Consider the following 20253-nt stretch of genomic DNA (forward strand, 5'->3'; position numbering starts at 1 on the left):
CGTGGCTCGCGTCGCCGTACATGCCCGGCGGCATGTGCGTGCCGGTCGACGGCGGGTACAGGCTCTCGGGCCGCTGGTCGTTCTCCTCCGGCACCGATCACTGCGACTGGGCCTTTCTCGGCGCCTGGCTCGCCGACGACGAGGGCCGGATGGTGATGCCCCCGACCGGCCTGCACGTGATCATCCCGCGCACCGACTACGAGATCATCGAGGACTCCTGGGACGTCGTGGGTCTGCGCGGCACCGGCTCGAAGGATCTGGTCATCGAGGACGCGTTCGTGCCGGATTACCGCGTCATGAACGCCGCCGAGGTCATGGACGGCACCGCGGTGCGCAAGTACGGCCGCACCGAGACGCTCTACCTGATGCCGTGGTCCAACATGTTCCCGCTCGGCATCACGTCGGCCACGATCGGCATCTGCGAGGGCGTGCTGCACCACGCCAACGAGTACCAGCGCGAGCGGATCAACCCGCAGGGCACCGCGGTCAAGGACGACCCGTACACGATGTTCGCGGTGGGCGAGGCCACCGCGAAGCTGCGTGCGGCCCGGGACTCGCTGCTGGCCAACGTCGATCGCATGTGGGATCTGGTGGAAGCCGGCAGGACCCCGACGTTCGAGCAGCGCGCGCAGGGGAGGCTTACCCAGGTCAACGCGGCCTGGCAGGCCGTCACGGCGATGGACCAGGTCTACGCCCGCTGCGGCGGAAACGCGCTGCGCATGGACAAGCCGATGCAGCGCTTCTGGCGTGACGCCCATGCGGGCCTGCATCACGGCATTCACGTGCCCGGAACCACCTTCCACGCAGCCTCGCTGGCGAACCTCGGAGTGGACCCGCAGGGCCCGCTCCGAATGATGATCTGACAGAGATTCCGAAACATCAACGGAGACAATCCATGACAAACCCCATCGTCGGGGGCTTCGGCACCGACATCCGCGCCCTGGGCTACGTGACCGTCCAGACCGACGACATCGAGCGCTGGCGCACCTTCGCGTTCGACGTCCTCGGCTTCGCGGAGGGCTCCGGGCCGGACCCCGAGGCCCTCTACCTGCGCATGGACGAGCGCGCCGCCCGCATCGTGGTCGTACCCGGAGCGGACGACCGCGTCGTCACCGTCGGCTGGGAGGTCCGCGACCACGCCGCCCTCACCCGAGTGCGGACCGCAGTCGAGGCGGCCGGGATCGCGGTCAAGCCCCTTTCAGTCGAGGAGGCCGACGCCCGCCGCGTCGAGGAGGTCATCACCTTCCAGGATCCCGGCGGGGCCACGCTCGAGATCTTCCACGGCGCGGTTCTCGACCACAGTCCGGTCGTCACCCCGTTCGGCGCCAAGTTCGTCACCGGCGCACAAGGTCTCGGCCACGTCGTACTACCGGTGACCGATCTGCAGGGCACCTTCGACTTCTACACCGAGGTCCTCGGCTTCCTGCCGCGCGGCGCCTTCCGCCTGCCTGCCCCACCCGAGTACGGGCCGATCCGCGTTCGATTCCTCGGGGTCAACCAGCGGCACCACAGCCTCGCGTTGATCCCGGCGCCGAGGGAAGGGGCGCCCGGTCTCATCCACGTCATGGTCGAGGTCGACTCGCTCGACGCCGTCGGCCAGGCCCTCGACCGCGTGGTGAAGGGCGGATTCCCGGTGTCCTCGACGCTGGGCCGCCACACCAACGACAAGATGGTGTCCTTCTACGTCCGTGCGCCCGGCGGCTGGGACGTCGAGTTCGGCACCGACGGGCACCTGGTGGACGAGACGTTCTACACGTCCGAGGAGATCACCGCCGACAGCTACTGGGGCCACGATCTGTCGGGTGGCGAGCTACCCGCGGCTCTGCTGTAGGCACGTTCGCGTCACCGACGCGCATCACCGATAGGAGGGGCCCCGTCCGAACCGGACGCGGCCCCTCCTTTCGCGTCCCCACCTCAGTGGCCGCAGTGACTGCGCCATCCCCCGGCGATCGCCTCGAGCGCCCTGATGTGGAGCCTGCGCAACTCGTCGACCCCCGTGTCCGGCCGGGCGAGAATCCACTCGGTGTACGCCGCTCGCGACGCCGTCAGGATCAGGATGGCGGTCGTCCTGCGGGTGAAGTCGTCGCCGGGATGAACCGACCTCTCGCGAAGCCAGTCGGCGAGTACCGAGACGACACAGTCGTCGACACTCTCCCACCGCAGGCGGTACTCGGGCGTCCGAATGAGTAGTTCGAGCAGTTCTCGCCGATCTTCGAGATCGGTCGCCAGTTCCTCGGTCAGAGCGTCCACCAGCGCGTCCACGACGCCGGTGCTCGCCCCTGCCGACTCGGCGAGAGCACCGAGGAGACGGTCCATAGACCGTTCCAGCAGCGGCATGACGATGTCCGCCTTGGTGGGGAAGTGGCGATAGAAGGTGCGTTCGGAAACCCCTGCTCGCTGCGCGATCGCCTCCACGGTCACGGACGTCGAGTGATTCTCGACGAACAGATCCCGTGCCGCCGTCGCGACGGCCAAGCGGACGTCGGCATGCCGACGTTCGACGAGTGTCGCGGCCCGGCCACCCTGCATTGTCATTCCTTCCGCCCTCGTTTCCGCCGGAGGACCGTGAGCCGGCGATCCCGGGCGGGATGCCCGGTTCGACATGTCGGCCGAAGCCCGCCGACGAACGTCGCCCATTCTAGGGTGCAACGAGGAACCCGCGGAACCGCTGGTGAGCATCGGAACTCCTTGCTGCAGTAGGAAGCGCGCCGACATCAGGCTCGGCTCCCCTTCACCGGCCCACGGGCTGTCCCGGCGCGGCACCGGACTCGCCGACGGGACGAGAGACCGAGTTCCGGCGTTCCCATCGGGGGCCCTGCTGTGCCGCGGTCCAGATGGCACGGGAGGCCTGCCGCAGGTGTACGACGAGTTCGGCTTGACGCATCCGCTCGACGGGCCCCCACAGCGACAACGCGGTGGTGGCGTGATCGGCAGGGCCGACCTGTACCGCCATCGACATCGATCCGAGGTAGTACTCCTCGCGGGTCGTGGCGATACCGGTTTCCCGAATCCGCCGGAGTTCGCGATCGAGACCCTGTTGAGAGGTGATGCTGTACCGGGTTTTCGGGGTCACCCCGGTGAAATCGATGCCCGGCCGTGCCTCCGCCGGAAGACATGCCAGGAGCATCTTCCCCGACGCGGTCTGGTGGGCGGGATGCGCGATTCCCCGACGCAACGGGGCGGCCCAGTCAGTCCACACCTCGTCGATGAACACCACGTCGGGACCCGACAGAGTGGCCAGATAGACGCTCATCCCGGTCGCGCGGCTGAGCCTCGACATGTAGGGCATCGCGATCTGATGGACCTCGTGTTGGGCGAGAGCGACACTGCCGAGCTCGAAGAGCTTGAGCCCCACCCGGTAGTCGAACCCGTCCCGCCTGATCACGCCCAACTCCACCAGCCGTTGCAGCAGCCGATGCACGGACGACCGAGGCAGGCCCGTCCGATGCGCGATCCGCGACGAGGTCAGCGCCTCGGATCCGGAGAACGCACTCAGGACCGAGATCACTCGGTCGACGACGGCGTGGGGGGAATCATCGCGGCTGATCACAGTCAACACGACCTCCAAGGCAGTTCCTGTCTGTTTGGCAGATCCTGCCACACGGTGACGCGCATCACAACAACCGGGTGGCGGGGACGCCTCGAACTGCCGCCTCGCTCGCGCCGTACCTGGTCCGATCCCGCGATCTCCACACCGGATCGGTCGAACGCCAGATGCTGTTCGCGGCAGCCCGAAGAGGTGCGACATGTCGAGAGTCGAAGTGCACGTGCGCGCGAGGACCGGAGATCCCGACCGCGGCGAACGCACCGGGAGGCCCCACCGGGACGGCGATGGCGCCGTATCCCCTCCGGTCGTCCCATTCGTAGGCCGCGCCGGCGCGGCGGATCCCTTCGTACTCGCGCTCCCCACCGAGCGTGTTCGCCAGAAGGGCGCGCCCGATCGCGTTGTCGCGGGCCGGACATCGCCCTCCGACACGGGTCGGCACCGGTTCTGCCGGGCAGCGCCCGAGCTTCTCCAGGCAAACGACGTCGCGACCTGCGAGAACCGCGAGATGAACCACCAGTCGCGTCGACCGGTGCAGCTCGTGCAGGAAGGGAAGCGCAGCGGCACGGAGCCTGTCCTGGTGCAGAGCCAGCGAACCGAGCTCGATCAACCCGAGTCCCAGCGAATACCGTCGGCCGTCACGGCGGAGCCACCGCATCCGGACGAGACGCACGATCATCCGATGGGCTGACGAGCGTGGGAGTCCCGTGCGCCTCACGACGTCCGTCAGAGTCAACTGCCCGCCCCTGTCGAATGCTCCGAGCACGAGCACGGCCCGGTCCAGAACGGCGCCGGGAACGCCGTCCCCGTCGTCCGGACCCGAACTCGCTCCCCCGGGCGTCTCCCTCACACCGCCCCGAACGACTCGGGGGCAGCCCCTCCCGGGTGATCCGCTGGAGTGACGGCCCAGGCCCGGCCCAGGACGCCGACGGACTGCGGCGGCACACGAGGTGTCGTGGGGTGGCAGGCGGATGCCGTCATGCGCGTTCCTTTCGGGCGTTCGGACCGGTGCGGCCGCTCGATCTGTCACCACCGGAGGTCGATTCGCCGCTCTTGCGAAGGATCGCCGCTGACCCGGCCGTTGATGAAGAGCGTTTTCCCACTGTGCGGACGCTCGTCACGTAGATGTCGTCGACGGGAAGTGGCAGGCCACGAAATGCCCCGGTCGCACCTCCCGGATCCGGGGCTCACTCTCCGCGCACAGCGCGGCGGCGCGCGGGCACCGGGTCCGGAAGTGGCAGCCCGACGGAGGATCGAGGGGCGAGGGCAGGTCCCCGGACAGGCTCGACTCCGACGGCGCGACCTCGGGATCCGGCTCGGGGACGGCCGAGAGCAGTGCCTCGGTGTACGGGTGCAACGGCGCGACATACATCTCGTTCGGATCCGCGACCTCGCAGATCTTGCCGAGGTACATCACGACCACCCGATCGCTGATGTTCTTGACGACCGCCAGATCGTGCGCGATGAAGAGCAGCGTCAGTCCGTACCGTTCCTTCATGTCTTCGAGCAGGTTCAGGATCTGAGCCTGGACCGAGACGTCGAGCGCCGAGACGGGCTCGTCGCAGATCATGAGGTCCGGCTCCACGACCATCGCGCGAGCGATCGAGATCCGTTGGCACTGTCCCCCGGAGAACTCGTGAGGCCGACGGTCGCCGGCCGTCTCCGGGTCGAGCCCGACCACTTCGAGCATGTCGTCGACAAGCGCATCCCGCTCTCGACGGCTACGCCCTCCGACGACGTCGAGACCCTCCCCGACGATGTCCCGGACCTTGCGCAGCGGGTTCAGCGACGAGATCGGATCCTGGAAGATCATCTGCACCGGGCGGCGCACCGAACGCAACTCGCGAGGTGCGAGTGTCGTGAGGTCACGACCTTCGAACATCACGACCCCGGATGTCGGCCGGGGTAGCTGCATGATGGCCTTCGCGAGTGTCGACTTCCCGCAGCCGGATTCGCCGACCAGGCCGAGCGTCTCCCCGCGCCGGATGTCGAGACTGACGTTCGACACCGCGTGCACCTTGCCCGCGCCTGCGGTGTCGTACTCGACGACGAGATCGCGCGCGCTGAGCACGACCTCGTCGTCGCGTAGATGCGCCGTTCCTGTTCCGGCCATCTCAGATCACGCTCCTCGCGTCGACGGGAAGACCGGCGGCGGTGACGCCGACGGCGACGTTGGCAGCTGATGCGGACTCGCCTTCGACGGTGCCCACGGGGTAGAAGCACGCGATCCGGTGCCGGTCGCCCGCGGTGGGATCGTCGGTCAGCACCGGCGTCTGCTCGAGGCATCGCGACTGCGCGTGTGGACATCGCGGCGCGAACGAGCAGCCGGGCGGTGGATCGATCACGGTGGGCGGACGGCCCGGAACAGCCGCCAAGCGAGTATGGCTCGGATCGGAGATCCGTGGGATCGACCGCAACAGCGCCCGCGTGTAGGGGTGCCGGGTAGCCCCGAACAGAGCCTTGGTGGGCGCCTGCTCGACGACCCTGCCGGCATACATCACCGCGATCTCGTCCGTTCGTCCCGCCACGACACCGAGGTCGTGGGTGATCAGGATCAGCGCCATCCCCGACTCTTCCTGCAGGCGCGCCAGCAGATTCAGGATCTGGTGCTGCACCGTCACGTCCAGCGCTGTCGTGGGCTCGTCGGCGATCAACAGCCGCGGCGAACAGGCGAGAGCCAGGGCGATGACGACCCGCTGGCGCATGCCCCCGGAGAGACTGTGCGGATACTGGCCCAGACGCTTCCGCGGTTCGGGAATACCCACCCACCCGAGCAGTTCCTCGGCCCTGGCCGACGCCTGGGCCCTCGTCAACGGCAGGTGCCGCCGCAGTGTCTCGGTGAGCTGGTGTCCGATGGTCAGGACCGGGGTCAGTGACGTCATCGGATCCTGGAACACCATGGCGATGCGCGAACCCCACAGCGACTTCGCTTCGCCTCGGGTGAGCGTCGCGACGTCGCGACCCTCCACCTCGACACGCGATCCGGGCCGCACCATGGCGTTCGGCGGCAGGATGTTCATCACTGCTCTGGACAGAACGGACTTGCCCGAGCCGGATTCGCCGACGATTCCCAGCGTGCGTCCCGGCTTCACGTCCAGGGTCACCCCGTCGACTGCCCGGACCGGTCCACGAGGCGTGTCGAACCACACCCGCAGGTCGGCGACGGACAGTGCCGGAGGATCTGTCGTGACGTCGGCGGTCAGCGATTGTTCTGGGCGGACAGCGGTATTCACAGCGAGGACTCCCGTCCGACTCGATCTCGCGCCCAGTCTCCGATGAGATTGAGCGACAGCACCGTCAAGAAGAAGAACAACCCGGGCACCAGGACGAGGTGCGGGTGGTCGTACAGGCTCTCCCGACCCGCCGCGATCATTCCGCCCCAGCTCGGCGTGGGTGGCGGAATACCGAGTCCGAGGAAACTCAACGATCCTTCCGCGACGACGAGTGACGCGGCCACGACGGTCGCGAAGGAGAAGACCGGCAAGAGGATGTTCGGCAGGATTTCCCGACGGAGAATCCTGAACGTACTCGAGCCCAACGATTTCGACGCCGTGACGAACTCACGACCGGAGAACGAGATGGCGTTCGCGCGCGCGATGCGTGCGAACGTCGGGGCCCCGACGATTCCCAGACCGAGGGTCAACGTCGTCACGCTCGGCTGCATCACGGCGACGAGCGCGACCAACAGGATCAACGGAGGGAAGGCCAACGTCGTGTTGGTCGTGATGTCGAAGACCACATCCGTCACGCCGCGGAAGTATCCGGCGGCGAGTCCGACGGCCGTACCGACCGTGAGGGCGAGAAGGGTCGCCCCGACCGCGACGGCGAGCGATACCTGAGCACCGAACACGACCCGGCTGAGCTGGTCCCGGCCCAGCTGGTCGGTGCCGAGCAGATGGGTCATCGTCCGGAAGGGCGCCAGGGAATACTGGTCGCCCACGTGGTCCGGCGCCGGCAATGGCAACACCGGCGCGAGGACGGCGGCGCCGGCGATCAGGACGAGCCACGCCGCCCCGAGGGCCGCTACGACGTTGCGCCCGCGGCGACGACGGCGAGATTTCGTCGCACGGATCGACGATCCGGCCGGGGCAGAAGGTGGATCGCCCTTCCCGGCGTCCGGACCGCGAAGCGACACGTCGGTCGTCGTACTCATGCTGATCTCACTCTCGGGTCCAGCAACGGATAGGCCAGGTCGACCAGGGAATTGAGCAGCACGTACGCGACCGCGACGACCAGCACGATTCCCTGCACCAGGAGGTAGTCGCGGCCGTTGATGGCGGTGACCACGAGCGATCCCAATCCTGGTAGAGAGAAGAGGGTTTCGACGATGACGGTGCCTCCGATGAGTCTGCCCAACGACACACCCAGCACCGTCACGAGCGAGAAGGCCGACGGTCGGAGGGCGTGGACGACGAGGATCCGAGGCGTCGAGATACCCCGGGCCCGGGCAGAGAGGACGAAGTCCTGCTGCAGGGTCGCCGCCATGTCGTTACGCAGAAGCCGGATGAAGGCCACGGCCTCGATCGCCGCCAGCGTCGCGACCGGAAGAACCAGACTCCGCAGGTGCGGAACCAGGCCGGCCGACAACGGAGTCCATCCGGTCACAGGCAACGCGTGCAACGTCACGGCGAACACGAACACCAGCAGAACGCCGAGTAGGAAGCTCGGAATGGACAGCGTCACCGAACACACGAGTGTGACGATGCGGTCGGCGATTCCGCCCGGGCGGTAGCCCGAGTACACGCCCAACGGGAGGGCGATCAGCAACGCGACGAGAATCGACAGTCCCGCGAGTTCCAGAGTGACCGGGAGCCTTTCGACTATCGCATCGGTCACCGGGACCTGTGTCTGCATCGACCTGCCCAGATCCCCTTGCAGGGCGTTGCCGACCCATTCGAGATAACGCTGCACCAATGGACCGTCGAGGCCGAAGCGTTCCGCGGCCGCCGCCCGCATCTCCGGCGACGCCCCTTCCGGGAGCATCACCGCAAGGGGGTCACCGGGAATCATCTCGAGAAGGAGGAACGTGACGACACTGACGAGCGTCAGCACCGCGATCAGCTTGGCAGCAGCCACCGAAACCCTTCTCGTCCTCACCCTGGCGGCGTTCGATCGACGAATCGACGACGTCGTCGCTGCCACGGCTACCGGATCCAGGCGAGTTCGGGGCGGAACCAGTACTGGTAGGCCGGTTGAACATCCTGCACCGAGGCCGCCGACAGGAGGGTGGACTCACTGGGACGCCAGAATCGGTACGCCGAATCGGCGACGATCTGCCGAATGGCCGTCTTGTAGGCCTCGTTCACGACCGCAGGATCGCTCGAGCTGTGGGTGATCTCGAACGCTTGGTCCACGACCGGGTTGGAGTACCCGGAGTTGTTGCCCGCGGCTCCGGTGCGGAAGACCTTGTAGAGGTTCTCGGGGTGAGCCCCGCCGAGGGAGCTGATGATGAGGTCGTAGTTCCCCGACGTCATTGCCGACGCGAAACCGGCGCCGTCGAGCGACTTGATGTCCAGCTTCAGTCCGTCCACCTGCTGGATCTGCGACTGCAGGAGTTCGGCGACACGGTTGAGAACGGGGCTGCCGGCGGTAGTCACATAGGTGAGCGTGATGTCGGCGCCGCCGTGGGCGGCCCGGTACTCGTCGACGAGCTTTCGGGCTCCGTCGACATCCTTGTCCGGCCATACCGCCTGCTCGTCGTAGAGCGGGCTGTCGTCGGGCATGAAGTGCGTAGCTCCCGGATCGTCCGGGAAGGCGGCCGCCATGATCTGGTCGTTGTCGATCAGCTTGCCGACCGCCGTGCGCAATCCGGCGTCCGCGAGCGGTCCACGGAAGTTCAGGCGCACGCCGTTTCCGCCGAGCTGCTGGGACTGGACGATATTCATCCCGGCCCCGCGCGCCCGCTCGACATACTTGTCCCCGACGACCGTCATCACATTGATCTCGCCGGCCTGCAGAGCATTGAAGCGCTGGTCGTCGGCGGCGATCGTCTTCATCACGAGCTTGTCCGCGTACGGTCGCGGGGCGTCCCAGTAGCCGGGGTTGCGGTCGAACTCGATCTGCGTGCCACGAGCCCACGAAGTGAGCTGGAACGGTCCCGCGCCGACGGGCGCGTTGGCGAAATCCGCGCCCTTCTGCGCTATCGCGGTGGGTGAGGCCACGAACGCGAGGGACTCGGTGAGCTGGAACGGCAGTTGGTGGTTGACTTCGTTCGACGTGACCGTCAGCGTGGTCTCGTCGACGACGTTCCACGTGATCGTCTGGGCCGCAGCCCTACTCGGCGACAGCAGCGCAGGGTCGAGGATGCGGTCCCAGTTGAAGGCGACGGCAGCGGCGTCGAACGGCGTTCCGTCCGTGAACGTCAGGCCCGGACGCAGTTTCAGGGTCCACACCTTGCCGTCGTCCGACGTGAAGGACTCGGCCATGCCGGGCGTGATCTCACCGGTCTCGAAATCGTAGTAGAGAAGCGCGCCGTAGACCGCCTGGCACGGGGCGACACCGATTCCGATCGCGCACGTCGCGGGATCCACGGACTGCGCATCCGTGTTGTAGGCCTGGACGAGGGTGCCGCCTCGCTGCGGTTCCCCGGCGGGACCGCTCGTGGTCGCGGTCGACGCGCCTGAGCAACCGGCGATCAGCAGTGCGAAGGCGGCGCCGGTGACAACGGTTGCGGTCGTGCGGATTCGGGCTGTCAATGAAGACTCCTCGATTGGGTGAAGCTTCCGAATGGGAGGGGTGCGGTCAGAGGGTCTGGACGACCTCGATCAGGTGACCCTCGGGGTCGGCCACGAAGCCGACGAGGACGCCGTGTTCCGGTATGCCCTTGACGGATTCGACGACGGCACCACCGGCGTGCTCGACCCGTCGAATCGTTTCGTGCGCATCGCGGACGTCGAATCCGAGGGTCGCCTCGCCCGGAGCAGGTGCGGGTCGGTCGCGGTAGCACCACAGGCCGAGCGTCGAATCGTCACCGCACCCCGTGGTGAGCAGGACCTCCTCGACGGCGTCCGCGCCGACCCTCCCCACTATCCGGGCCTTCTCGCTCAGTTCGAACACGGACTTGTAGAAGGACGCCTGCGCGTCCAGATCGGTCACGAACACCTTCGTGAAGGCGAACCGGGTGGCGTTGGTCATCTGAATCCTCGAAGTTCGAACTGGCACATCGGCAATCGAGCCGGGAAGGCTGCGCCGAGGGAGGGTGTGGTCCGGATCACCCCGGCACCGGATTAGCGCACTTTCGAACTCGGCGCGACAACAGGCATTTCCCGCTGGGTGGACAGCGGCTACCATCCGTAGGGCTAGCAGGAGCTTCGCGGACGGAAGTGTCCATCGAGTGAGACAATCGCTTGGCCTGCACCGGTCCCCGCACCAGCATCTGACCATGCGACACGGGATTGTCTTGTCCACCGGCGGCCGTGGCCCGTCGTACACGCAGGCCCCACCGTTCGGGGAAGTCACGGTCGGCGGCTCCCGGACCTTGCGTCGCGGAACCAGCGCTTCGCGTGCCTGAGCACGAAACCCCGACACGCCAGCTGCTCTCGCCGGTCGCCGAACGTCCTCCCGTCCCACCGAGCCGCACCGGCTTCTCGAATCGGGTGATAGCGATCCTCGCGATCTGCGGCACCGTGATGACCCTCCAGCAGACGATGATCCTGCCGGTGCTGCCGGCACTTCCCGGGCTGTTGGGGGTGTCCGCCGGCAGCGCTTCATGGCTGGTCACCGCCACACTCGTGACCGGAGCGGTGGTGACCCCGCTGATCGGCCGTCTCGCCGACATGTTCGGCAAGAAGCGGATGATCATGCTCACGCTGGTGGTCGTCGTCGTGGGCTCGGCGATGGGCGGCCTCTTCACCGCCCTCCCGGCCCTCGTCATCGCCCGCATCCTGCAGGGCTGCGGGCTGGCCCTGGTTCCCGTGGCGATCGCGACGATGCGAGACGTGCTACCAGCGGAACGCGTCCCCGGGGGCGTGTCCGCGATGGGCGCCTCGCTGGCGATCGGCTCGGCGGCCGGCCTCCCCCTGGCGGGTGTACTCGTCAACTACCTGGATTGGCGCGGGATCTTCTGGGTGACGGCCGGATGCGGCGTGTTGCTGACCGCTGCGGTGGCACGCATCGTGCCGGAGACCTCACTCCGCTCGCGGGCGCGCTTCGACTGTGCGGGAGCGCTCCTTTTGGCGGGCGCGTTGACATCGCTGCTGCTGGCGCTGTCCAAGGGCGCGCAGTGGGGGTGGCCGGCGACGACGGCGCTGGTCGGCACCGGGGGCCTCCTCATCGCGCTGTGGGTGCCGCTCCAACTACGGTCGCGTTCGCCACTGGTCGACTTGAGGGTTGCCGCACGGCCCAGGGTCCTGCTGGTCAACGTGTCGTCCGCGCTCGTCGGATTCGCGCTGTTCAGCAACGTCCTCGTGTCCATCCAGCTGCTGCAGACGCCCCGCGCGGCCGGCTTCGGCTTCGGCCTCGGCATCCTCGAAGCCGGGTTGTGGATGATTCCGCCCACGCTCGTCGGGGTCGCGATGGCTCCGGTCGCGGCCCGGGCGATCACCCGGTACGGCGCGTGGACGACACTGCTGATCGCGACCGTGGAGATGGCGATCGTCTTCGTCGCGCGGGTCTACCTCAGCACCGAACTGTGGCAGGTGCTGGTGGGCGCCGCGGCCGTCGGGATCGGGCTCTCGCTGGCTCAGGCCGCGATACCGATTCTCATCATGCGATCCGTACCGCCGTCGGAAACCGCTTCGGCGAACGGGCTCAGTTCCCTGCTGCGCTCGATCGGGACGTCCACCGCCAGTGCCACCATGGCGGCTGTCGCCACCGCGTGGGCGGTGCGCACCGTCGACGGAGTTCTCCCGACTTTCGACGCGTTCGTCGCGATGTTCTGGATATCCGGAGCCGCTACACTGGCCGCGGCCTGCCTGGTGGCACTGGCCGCCACGACGTCGGATCCGGAAGCGAAGTGATGTGAAGACTCCCGCAGCGACTTCGTCCGGGCGCGCGACCGCACAGGTGCTCGACGAGCTCAAGCGCATGATCTTCTCGGGCGAGTTGCTGCCCGGGCAGCAGATCCGGCAGGAGACGATGGCGGAACGCCTCGGTGTGAGCCGTCTCCCCATCAGGGAAAGCCTGCGCCAACTCACGTCCGACGGCCTGGTCCAGCACGTGCCCAACGTCGGATACTCCGTCGCGCGCCTCGACCAGTCCGAACTCGAACAGATCTACCTCATGCGATCGGTACTCGAGCGTGAGACGCTCCGCGCTCTGCCCACGATCGACGCCGAAGCCGTCGACCGCATCGAGGAATTGGGCGAGAAGGTCAAGGCAGCGGCCGAGGTGCGGGACTTCCTCGGGATGCGGCTGTGCAACCAGGACTTCCATTTCGCGATCTTCGAGCAGTCCGGACTCGACCTCGTCGTGCAGGAGTTGCGTCGCCTGTGGACGCTCGCGATGCCGTACCACGCGGTGTATCTGTACGAAGCCGAAGGACGAGCACGAGTGGTCCGGGAACACGACGAGATGCTCGACGCCCTCCGCGCCCACGACAACGAACGGCTCGTCGAGTTGATGGAGCACCATCGCGAGGGCGGACAGCAGACCGCGAATCTCGTCCTCGGCCTCCGGGGGCCTGCACCGGACGACCGATAGCCAGCCGAATTCTGTTCCCGTGCAACGGAAATATCGACTTCTCAAACGAGTCCGCCGACACTAGCTTCTCGTTACATGTCAGGAAAAGCACTCGTTGTCGACCGCGTCGTCACGGCGCCGGGCCGTGGTCGCGAGTTCGTCGACAGATACACGACCGCCTACGTACCCGGCGGGCGGTCCCGGGGCATGACGCTCGAGCACATCCTCGTCAGTCCGCCGATCTGGCAGGGTGAGACGTCCAACGTCGTCACGATCGTATGGTCGCTCGAGGACGTCGCAGCCTGGTGGAACATGACCAGACTCGGTCGGCCCGACGTCACGCTCGCACAGTGGTGGGACAGCGTGGACGAATTGATCGTCGAACGCTCGCGCTCGATGGCCGGCGAGGCCGCCGACGTCGAGGAGCTCTGCAATGTTTAACCTCACGCGAATCGTCCATCTGGTCGCGGGCGCGAACCCGGACGACTTCGAGACCCGTCTGCGCACAACCGTCGACGCGATCGGCACGGCCGTCACCGTCGTGGGGCGTACCCTTCCGGGAGCGATCAACGGCGGAGACCTCATCGCTCATCTGCAGTTCGCCGACCGCGACGAATGGTTGCGCGTCCGCACGAGTGTGGACGAAATCCTCGCGTCGCCCTCCGTCGAGAAGGCGTACGGCGTCGAGTACCACTGCGGCACCACGGGTCGTGCGCCCGGCGCCGACCCGGGCACCCTCTACCGCGCACTGCTGGTTCGCGTCGACCCGTCAGCGACCCAGGAATCCCTGGAACAATTCGAGAGCGACATCCTCTCCATGCCTCGGCACATCTCGTCGATGCGGGCGTGGAGGCTGTCCCCCGTCGAGACATCCACGGGTCCAGTTTCATGGACGCACGTGTGGGAGCAGGAGTTTCGCGAGGTCGGTGACGTGACGGGCCAGTACCTCGACCACCCGGTCCACTGGGCCGTCGTCGATCGTTGGTTCGACCCCGAGTGTCCCGAGGTAGTGGTTCGCGACCGGGTGTGCCACACCTTCTGTGCCGTCGACCGGGTGGTGATCGGCCAGTGACCGGTCGGTGGGCTCACCCCGGAGGCGAGCCCACCGACCCATCGGGTCACTCAGCGCGGTGCGCCGGCTCCGGTACGAAGTGGAAGTTCTCGACGGCCGGCTGACGCAACATGGTCCAGTAGTCCACGAGTCGCCACGGACACGACACGACGACGCGACCCTTCTTGTTGCGGTAGTAGCCGGTCGCGGTTTCACCCGGATGCGCCCACACGGTGAGATCGAGCGCTTCGTCGACCCTCCGGTTGTAGTCCTCCTGGACCTCGGGCAACACGTCCATCGACGCATTCCCGCTCTCGACGAGATGCTGCAGGCACTCGACGATGTAGTGAACCTGCTCTTCACTGAGGATGTTGTGCCCGGCACCATGATTCGGTGCACTGTTGGGGCCGGCCGTGACGAACAGATTCGGAAACCCCGACACCTGGATACCCAGGTAGGCACGCGGGTCGTCACCGTCGTCCCACACGTCGGCCAGCTTGTGCCCGCCGCGGCCCGTGATGTCGATGTAGGAGGCGAACTGCAGTTTGAAGCCGGTTGCGAAGATGATGACGTCCGCCTCGATGAACTCCCCCTCCGTGGTGGTGACACCGTTGGGGTGGACACGTGCGAACGAGGCCCGGTGCAGGGCCACATGCTCTCGATTGAGTGCGGCGAAGAATCCCGGATCCTTGACGATGCGCTTCGCGTACGGACGGAAGTCCGGGGTGAGCTTGTCGATGAGATCCGGTCGATCCGGGAAGGAGTTTCGCAGGTGCGCGAGCGCAGTCTGCAGGACGCGGTCGTTCGACTGCGACGCGGACAGATGCGTGGCCGCCCATTCCGGGTCGATGCGCGGCATCGGGTACAGATTGTCGGATGCCAGCCAGTAGGCCTTGAGCCGGAACCATTCCTGGTAGTAGGGCAGGTGGCGCATCGCCCACCGCTCACCCTCCGGAACGTCGTTCACGACGGCCTTCTCCGGCACGATCCAGTGGGGGCTGCGCACCACGGCGTCGAGGCTCTCGACCTGGTCGACGATGTTCGCAACCACCTGCACCGCAGTGCATCCCGTGCCGAGGATCACCACACGCTTGCCGGTCAGGTCCAGTTGCGGATCCCATTCGGCGGTGTGCACGATCTCGCCCTCGAAGGTGGCCAGGCCCTCGACATCGGGAATGTTCGGCGCATTGAGCATCCCGAGAGCGGTGACCACGGCCCTCGCCCGATGCCGCTCGACCGTCCCGTCGGCCGAGCGGGTCACCACGGTCCAACGCTGGTCGTCCTCGTTCCAGTCGGCCGACAGCACCGACGTGGACAGTCTGATGTTCCGGTAGAGGTCGTACTTCTCGGCGACGCCGCGCATGTACTCGAGATACTCGGGACCCGGTGGGTAGTACTTGGTCCAGTTCGGATTCAACTCGAAGGAGTACGAGTAGTAGTGGCTGGGGGTGTCCACGGCCGCGCCGGGATAGGTATTGCGCCACCACGTTCCGCCGATTCCCTCGGCGGCTTCGAACACCGTGTACGCGAAACCTGCTTCCTCGAGCTTGATCGCGGCGTTGAGGCCGACCATCCCGGCACCGATGACGATGACATCGAAGTCCGCCGGCGGCCGCGTCGTGACCGGAACACAGCGGCGGGACTTCTCGAACCCGGCCTGTTCCAACAGGAGGGGGACGAACTCCTCGTCGACCGCGCTCGCCGTGCACAGCGCAGCCATCCGTCGGAAGATCTCCGGATCCAGCGACCCCAACCGGACCGGTAGGTCCGCAGTGAGCACAGTCCTGGCACGCGATCGGACCTCTTCCGAGATCTCCGGCGGGAACTGCCCCGGTGGCACCGCGTCGGCACCGGACTGAGCCCCGTAATGGGTCTGCGATGCGGCGCTGTCCGCACCGCGCGCACGCTTGGCGTCGTCCAGTTTCGCCTCGAACTCGTCCAGCAACGACAGGTCGCCGGTGACATGCACGATCGTCATCAGCAGGGCACCCGGGTCGGCGACATCGATCGCCGCGCCCAGGTCCGCCTCCGTCACACGCTCCTGCGCACCGGCAGAACCGCCGGACGTCCAGGTCAAAGTCATGATCAAATCCCTTCATTGCCCGAGAGCGGGGGGCGCTTCCGGGCCGCCGCCTACGATCCGCGGCATCTTCGAGTCGATACGGCCGACCACATCGGCCGGTCTAGCGGCCGACGACCTCGAGCGGCGCCTCAGCGGGATACCGGCTCGGCGCCATCGCGTAGAACTCGGTCAACTGCCCGATGAACGCCGGATCGGCCATGGGGTCGCCCGGCATTTCGACGGTGGCGCCCTTCGCGCGCATGTCGGAGACCAGCATTCCGATCGCCCGCTCTGCGTCGATGTCGTCCGTATGGTTCTGGTACCGACGAACGTCGTCGATGTCGTCGAACAGGAGCGCCGTGTAGTGCACCAGCATTCGCATGTCGGCTTCGTCGAATCGGGCGATCTCCTTGTCACCGTTGCGGACCGACCACGATCCGTCGGGGAGGCTGTGCAGCAGCGACGTCATCTCCAGTTCGGGGCAATCCCGCCGTTCGACCGGACCGTTGGATTCACGGCGGTGATACATCCGCGAGTTGTCGGTCAGTGTCGCGGTGTTCCAGAAGGGCGGGCGCAGGCGCTGCGGGTCCCCGTCGGGTCCGTCGGGCCAGTACGTGAAGCCGCCTGCGAAGTCCGACTTGTAGAAGTAGGTGATCACCTGCGCGGTCTTCACTTCCCACGCATCGAACAGACCCGATTTGGCCATCACCGACATCAGCCAGAGCGGTGTGTTGTGGAGCCCCATGCCGCGGAAGCTTCCGGTATCGAAATGGCCGGCATCGAAGCTGTGTGACGGCCCACCCAGATTGAACAGAAGATTGTGCGCCATGCCGTACTTCGCGCCGTGGAGGCTGAGCGCGGTGTCGAGGAGCTTGCGTCCGAAGTAGATGTCGTTCAATTCGGGGTGGAACACGACCCCGTCGTTGGCGAGGAACCCCCGGAAGACCGGTGAAGTGAAGTCGGACAGGCGGGCGTCGGCCTTACGGTCCTTGCCGCCCGACACCGCCAGGTACTCCTCCGTCGACGCGAAGTGATGCGCGAGAATCAGGCGCCAGGGTCCGTTGTCGCGGATCACTCCGAAGATGGTGTCCAGCTCTTCCGGCGTGTAGAAGTCCTGGATCACCGAGGGAGGCGCGACGGGTGTCATCGGATGCCGCTCGAGTGTGGTCATGGATGCTCCTTCAGAAGAATAGGCCGATCGATCGGCCTGACAGTGACCCCAGCGACGCTAGGGCCGCCCCTTTCCGGGATCGAGTCCAAACGTCCGGCTGGCGGGAAACGAACCACAGCCGGATCTCGCTCACCCGTGGTTCCGACCCCTCAACGGCCCGAGTAGGAGCCGCCGTTGAGGTGAATCGTCTGGCCCGACACGAATTCACCGGCACCGGAACACAACCAGAGACAGGCCGCCCCCACGTCGTCACCGGTACCGATTCGTTGCATGACGTTGCCCTCCCAGATCGCGTTCAGCATCGGCGAGGACTTGGATTCGATCGCGTCCCGCAGCTTCTCCATCAGACCGAGGGCGAGGGTGTTGACGGTGACGCCCCCCGGACCGACCTCGGTGGCGATATGGCGTACCGCTCCTTCGATACCGGCCTTGCTCGCGCCGTAGAAGGTGCCGCCCAACCCGCGGCTCGCGACCGATCCCGACCCCGAGGAGATCTGGACGACGCGACCCCACCCCTGCTCGACCATTGCGGGCAGCAGCGCATGCATCATGTGCAACGAGCCGAAGATGTTGATGTCGATGTACGGGTTCCACTCGTGTCGCGGGGTTTCGAGGAACGGCAACATCTGAGCGCCGGCAGGCAGGCCGGCATTGTTGACGAGGATGTCGACGACGCCGATCTCTTCACCGATCTTCTTCGTCGCAGCGGACACTTCCTCGTACGAGGTGATGTCGAATGCGGCGGGCGTCGCAGCACCTCCCGCTTCCCGGACGGCGGCGGCACCCGCCTCGGCCCGCTCGGCGGTGATGTCGTTGACGATCACGTGTGCCCCGGCCTCCGCGAGCGTCCGGGCGATTCCCAGACCGGTGTTCTGGCCCCCACCCGTGACGAGGGCGGTCCGGCCGTCGAGCGCGAAGCTTGTCATCGTGTTCCCTCCCGGGATCGGTATTCGGTCGCGGCGAGGGTGTTCCGCACCCTCGCCCAGATGGGCTCACGCACAGACGCGGTGAACACCGGCGTCGGAGAAGCCGGGTTGTCGTGGACTTCCCGCGTCGGGTGCGCGCTCACGCGAGACGCCCCCGGGAACTCGCGGCTAGGGGCGCGGCTTGCCGGACCTGACCGTCCCCACCGTACGCACCGTCCGCACCGTCCCCACCGTCCGCACCGTCCGCACGCGCCAGCGTGAACCCCCGGTAGTCGTCGGCGGCAACATCTTCGAGAATTCGGCCGTAGACGGCGAAGCCGCCGATGTACGGCATGAAGACCCGCGGCTTCCCCGGTATGTTGGCGCCGAGATACCACGAGTTCGCCTGCAGGAAGAGCGTCTTCTCGGCCAGAGCGTTGCACTCGCGAACCCAGCTCTCGACCGCGTCGGCGTTCGCCTCGATCGTGACTACGCCGTCCGCCTCCGCGCGGTCCAGCAGACCGGTGAGCCAGTCGACGTGCTGTTCCGCACCGAGCACCATGTTCGCGAGCGGCCCGGGGCTGCCGGGACCCGTGAGGATGAACATGTTCGGGAAGCCGTCGACTCCCAGGCCGAGGTAGGTGCGCGGACCCCCGGCCCATTCGGCTCGGAGCTCGCGGCCATCGCGGCCACGGATGTCGATGCGGCTCAACGATCCCGTCATCGCATCGAATCCCGTGGCGTAGACGATCATGTCGAGCGGGTAGTCGCGATCGGTGGTCCGGATCCCGGTCTCGGTGATCGACACGATCGGCGTCTCGCGCAGATCGACGAGCGTCACGTTCTCTCGGTTGAAGACCTCGTAGTATCCGCTGTCCGTGACGATTCGCTTCGTTCCGATGGGATGGTCCTTCGGTGTCAGCTTGTCGACCAGCTCCGGATCCTCGACGACTTCGCTGATCCGACTCTCCCAGTATTCCCGGGCGGTGTCGTTCGCCTCCGGATTCGACAACTGATCCGGGAACGCCTTGCTGAACAGCACACCACCGCGCTGCCACCACTCGTCGTAGACGCGGGTACGTTCCTCGGCAGAGACCTCGAGCGCACCCTTGGGGTAGGCGGTGAACGGTGATCCGCCTCCGCTCGACCAGGCCTGACGGCGCCGGTCCGCGTAGTTCGCCTTGATCTCGCGCATCTCGTCCTCGGGGAACGGTCGATTGCCTGCGGGGATCGAGTAGTTGGCGGTGCGCTGCAGGACGTAGACATGATCGGCCGACTGCGCGATGATCGGGATCGACTGCATGCCGGACGAGCCGGTACCGATCACCGCGATGCGCTTGCCCGCGAACTCGACCGGGGTGTGCGGCCATTCTCCGGTGTGGTAGGACTCACCGGCGAACGCGTCGCGTCCCGGGATGTCCGGGACGTTGGTTGCGGAGAGAACCCCGGTCGCGAACACGCAGTAGCGCGCCGTGACCCGGTCGCCACCGTCGGTGGTGACGTGCCACAACGATTCGGTCTCGTCGAAGATCGCCGACCCCACACGCGTGGAGAATCGGAACGCGCTGCGCAGATCGAACCGGTCGGCGACGTGTTCGAGGTACGCGAGGATCTCGGGCTGAGTGGCGAACCGTTCGCTCCACGTCCAGTCCTGCTGCAGGTCGTCGTCGAACGAGAACGAGTAGTCCACGCTCTCCACGTCGCACCGCGCCCCGGGATAGCGGTTGTGGTACCAGGTTCCACCCACTCCGGCAGCCGATTCGAACCCGCATACCGTCAGTCCTCGCTGCCGCAGACGGTGCACCGCGTACATACCTGCGACGCCGGCACCTACGACGACGACGTCGAAATGAGCTTCTGTCGGATTCACGAAACCACGTCCTTCTCCACTACTGCACGACA

At 66.8% G+C, this 20253-nt stretch carries 20 protein-coding genes; 6 read left to right on the forward strand and 14 right to left on the reverse strand.

The annotated features are described in order from the left end of the window. On the forward strand, nt 1-863 hold an 863-nt coding region (locus A6I89_RS21175), incomplete at its 5' end, for an acyl-CoA dehydrogenase family protein (RefSeq protein ID WP_084967915.1). A 32-nt stretch (nt 864-895) separates the two neighbouring features. Then, nucleotides 896-1831, forward strand: a complete 936-nt coding sequence (gene bphC, locus A6I89_RS21180) for a biphenyl-2,3-diol 1,2-dioxygenase (RefSeq protein WP_005515836.1) — start codon at nt 896-898, stop codon at nt 1829-1831. An 83-nt stretch (nt 1832-1914) separates the two neighbouring features. On the opposite strand, the gene A6I89_RS21185 is transcribed toward bphC, so the two are convergent. The 10 genes from A6I89_RS21185 to A6I89_RS21225 form a co-directional block, all read right to left on the reverse strand. Further along, nucleotides 1915-2535 carry a TetR/AcrR family transcriptional regulator gene (locus tag A6I89_RS21185; RefSeq protein ID WP_005515837.1) on the reverse strand — a complete coding sequence of 207 codons (621 nt, stop codon included), beginning with the start codon at nt 2533-2535 and terminating at the stop codon, nt 1915-1917. A gap of 196 nt (nt 2536-2731) precedes the next feature. Further along, nucleotides 2732-3550, reverse strand: a complete 819-nt coding sequence (locus A6I89_RS21190) for an IclR family transcriptional regulator (protein WP_231815083.1) — start codon at nt 3548-3550, stop codon at nt 2732-2734. A gap of 64 nt (nt 3551-3614) precedes the next feature. After that, the gene (locus A6I89_RS21195) at nt 3615-4394 is read right to left on the reverse strand and encodes an IclR family transcriptional regulator (protein ID WP_044990401.1); all 780 of its coding nucleotides are present in this window, start codon (nt 4392-4394) and stop codon (nt 3615-3617) included. Next, the gene (locus A6I89_RS24980) at nt 4391-4525 is read right to left on the reverse strand and encodes a hypothetical protein (protein ID WP_255221281.1); all 135 of its coding nucleotides are present in this window, start codon (nt 4523-4525) and stop codon (nt 4391-4393) included. The genes A6I89_RS21195 and A6I89_RS24980 overlap by 4 nt, the downstream gene beginning before the upstream one ends. Nucleotides 4526-4661: 136 nt before the next feature. Then, nucleotides 4662-5657: an ABC transporter ATP-binding protein gene (locus A6I89_RS21200; protein ID WP_022593863.1), complete on the reverse strand. Its 996-nt coding sequence runs from the start codon at nt 5655-5657 to the stop codon at nt 4662-4664. A 1-nt stretch (nt 5658) separates the two neighbouring features. Continuing rightward, nucleotides 5659-6777, reverse strand: a complete 1119-nt coding sequence (locus tag A6I89_RS21205; RefSeq protein WP_022593861.1) for an ABC transporter ATP-binding protein — start codon at nt 6775-6777, stop codon at nt 5659-5661. Beyond that, nucleotides 6774-7697, reverse strand: coding sequence for an ABC transporter permease (locus A6I89_RS21210; RefSeq protein ID WP_005515844.1), 924 nt, complete (start codon nt 7695-7697; stop codon nt 6774-6776). Before A6I89_RS21210 ends, A6I89_RS21205 begins: the two co-directional genes overlap by 4 nt. Beyond that, nucleotides 7694-8620, reverse strand: a complete 927-nt coding sequence (locus A6I89_RS21215) for an ABC transporter permease (protein WP_022593859.1) — start codon at nt 8618-8620, stop codon at nt 7694-7696. The genes A6I89_RS21210 and A6I89_RS21215 overlap by 4 nt, the downstream gene beginning before the upstream one ends. A gap of 68 nt (nt 8621-8688) precedes the next feature. Beyond that, complete coding sequence (locus A6I89_RS21220) at nt 8689-10239, reverse strand: ABC transporter substrate-binding protein (protein WP_005515846.1); 1551 nt, start codon at nt 10237-10239, stop codon at nt 8689-8691. Between the two features lie 46 nt (nt 10240-10285). Then, nucleotides 10286-10678: a VOC family protein gene (locus A6I89_RS21225; RefSeq protein WP_022593857.1), complete on the reverse strand. Its 393-nt coding sequence runs from the start codon at nt 10676-10678 to the stop codon at nt 10286-10288. 368 nt (nt 10679-11046) lie between these two features. Between A6I89_RS21225 and A6I89_RS21230 the strand changes: the two genes are divergently transcribed. From A6I89_RS21230 to A6I89_RS21245, 4 genes are all read left to right on the forward strand, one after another. Continuing rightward, a complete protein-coding gene (locus tag A6I89_RS21230) occupies nt 11047-12501 on the forward strand; it encodes an MFS transporter (RefSeq protein WP_022593855.1) in 1455 nt (484 codons plus the stop codon). Nucleotide 12502: 1 nt separating this feature from the next. After that, nucleotides 12503-13183 (forward strand): GntR family transcriptional regulator, encoded by a 681-nt coding sequence (locus A6I89_RS21235; RefSeq protein ID WP_022593853.1) that lies wholly within the window; start codon nt 12503-12505, stop codon nt 13181-13183. A gap of 75 nt (nt 13184-13258) precedes the next feature. Then, nucleotides 13259-13603, forward strand: coding sequence for a hypothetical protein (locus A6I89_RS21240; protein ID WP_022593851.1), 345 nt, complete (start codon nt 13259-13261; stop codon nt 13601-13603). Further along, entirely contained in the window at nt 13596-14234 is a 639-nt protein-coding gene (locus A6I89_RS21245) for a Dabb family protein (protein ID WP_022593850.1), read from the forward strand. The genes A6I89_RS21240 and A6I89_RS21245 overlap by 8 nt, the downstream gene beginning before the upstream one ends. A gap of 46 nt (nt 14235-14280) precedes the next feature. Here A6I89_RS21245 and A6I89_RS21250 read toward each other — a convergent pair whose 3' ends face one another. The 4 genes from A6I89_RS21250 to A6I89_RS21265 form a co-directional block, all read right to left on the reverse strand. Further along, a complete protein-coding gene (locus A6I89_RS21250) occupies nt 14281-16296 on the reverse strand; it encodes a flavin-containing monooxygenase (protein WP_044990397.1) in 2016 nt (671 codons plus the stop codon). A gap of 100 nt (nt 16297-16396) precedes the next feature. Then, nucleotides 16397-17446 carry a hypothetical protein gene (locus A6I89_RS21255; RefSeq protein WP_005515855.1) on the reverse strand — a complete coding sequence of 350 codons (1050 nt, stop codon included), beginning with the start codon at nt 17444-17446 and terminating at the stop codon, nt 16397-16399. A 149-nt stretch (nt 17447-17595) separates the two neighbouring features. Further along, nucleotides 17596-18372 (reverse strand): SDR family NAD(P)-dependent oxidoreductase, encoded by a 777-nt coding sequence (locus tag A6I89_RS21260; RefSeq protein WP_022593846.1) that lies wholly within the window; start codon nt 18370-18372, stop codon nt 17596-17598. A 139-nt stretch (nt 18373-18511) separates the two neighbouring features. After that, entirely contained in the window at nt 18512-20221 is a 1710-nt protein-coding gene (locus A6I89_RS21265; protein ID WP_022593844.1) for a flavin-containing monooxygenase, read from the reverse strand. Nucleotides 20222-20253: the final 32 nt, after the last annotated feature.

It is taken from the genome of Prescottella equi, from assembly GCF_002094305.1.
GTDB classification, from domain to species: domain Bacteria; phylum Actinomycetota; class Actinomycetes; order Mycobacteriales; family Mycobacteriaceae; genus Prescottella; species Prescottella equi.

Bases quoted from the DNA above. Each gene is read 5' to 3' on its own strand.
- A6I89_RS21255 (WP_005515855.1), bottom strand. From the start codon at position 17,446: ATGACCACACTCGAGCGGCATCCGATGACACCCGTCGCGCCTCCCTCG.
- A6I89_RS21185 (WP_005515837.1), bottom strand. From the start codon at position 2,535: ATGACAATGCAGGGTGGCCGGGCCGCGACACTCGTCGAACGTCGGCAT.
- bphC (WP_005515836.1), top strand. From the start codon at position 896: ATGACAAACCCCATCGTCGGGGGCTTCGGCACCGACATCCGCGCCCTG.
- A6I89_RS21260 (WP_022593846.1), bottom strand. From the start codon at position 18,372: ATGACAAGCTTCGCGCTCGACGGCCGGACCGCCCTCGTCACGGGTGGG.
- A6I89_RS21225 (WP_022593857.1), bottom strand. From the start codon at position 10,678: ATGACCAACGCCACCCGGTTCGCCTTCACGAAGGTGTTCGTGACCGAT.
- A6I89_RS21240 (WP_022593851.1), top strand. From the start codon at position 13,259: ATGTCAGGAAAAGCACTCGTTGTCGACCGCGTCGTCACGGCGCCGGGC.
- A6I89_RS21200 (WP_022593863.1), bottom strand. From the start codon at position 5,657: ATGGCCGGAACAGGAACGGCGCATCTACGCGACGACGAGGTCGTGCTC.
- A6I89_RS21210 (WP_005515844.1), bottom strand. From the start codon at position 7,697: ATGAGTACGACGACCGACGTGTCGCTTCGCGGTCCGGACGCCGGGAAG.
- A6I89_RS21245 (WP_022593850.1), top strand. From the start codon at position 13,596: ATGTTTAACCTCACGCGAATCGTCCATCTGGTCGCGGGCGCGAACCCG.
- A6I89_RS24980 (WP_255221281.1), bottom strand. From the start codon at position 4,525: ATGACGGCATCCGCCTGCCACCCCACGACACCTCGTGTGCCGCCGCAG.
- A6I89_RS21250 (WP_044990397.1), bottom strand. From the start codon at position 16,296: ATGACTTTGACCTGGACGTCCGGCGGTTCTGCCGGTGCGCAGGAGCGT.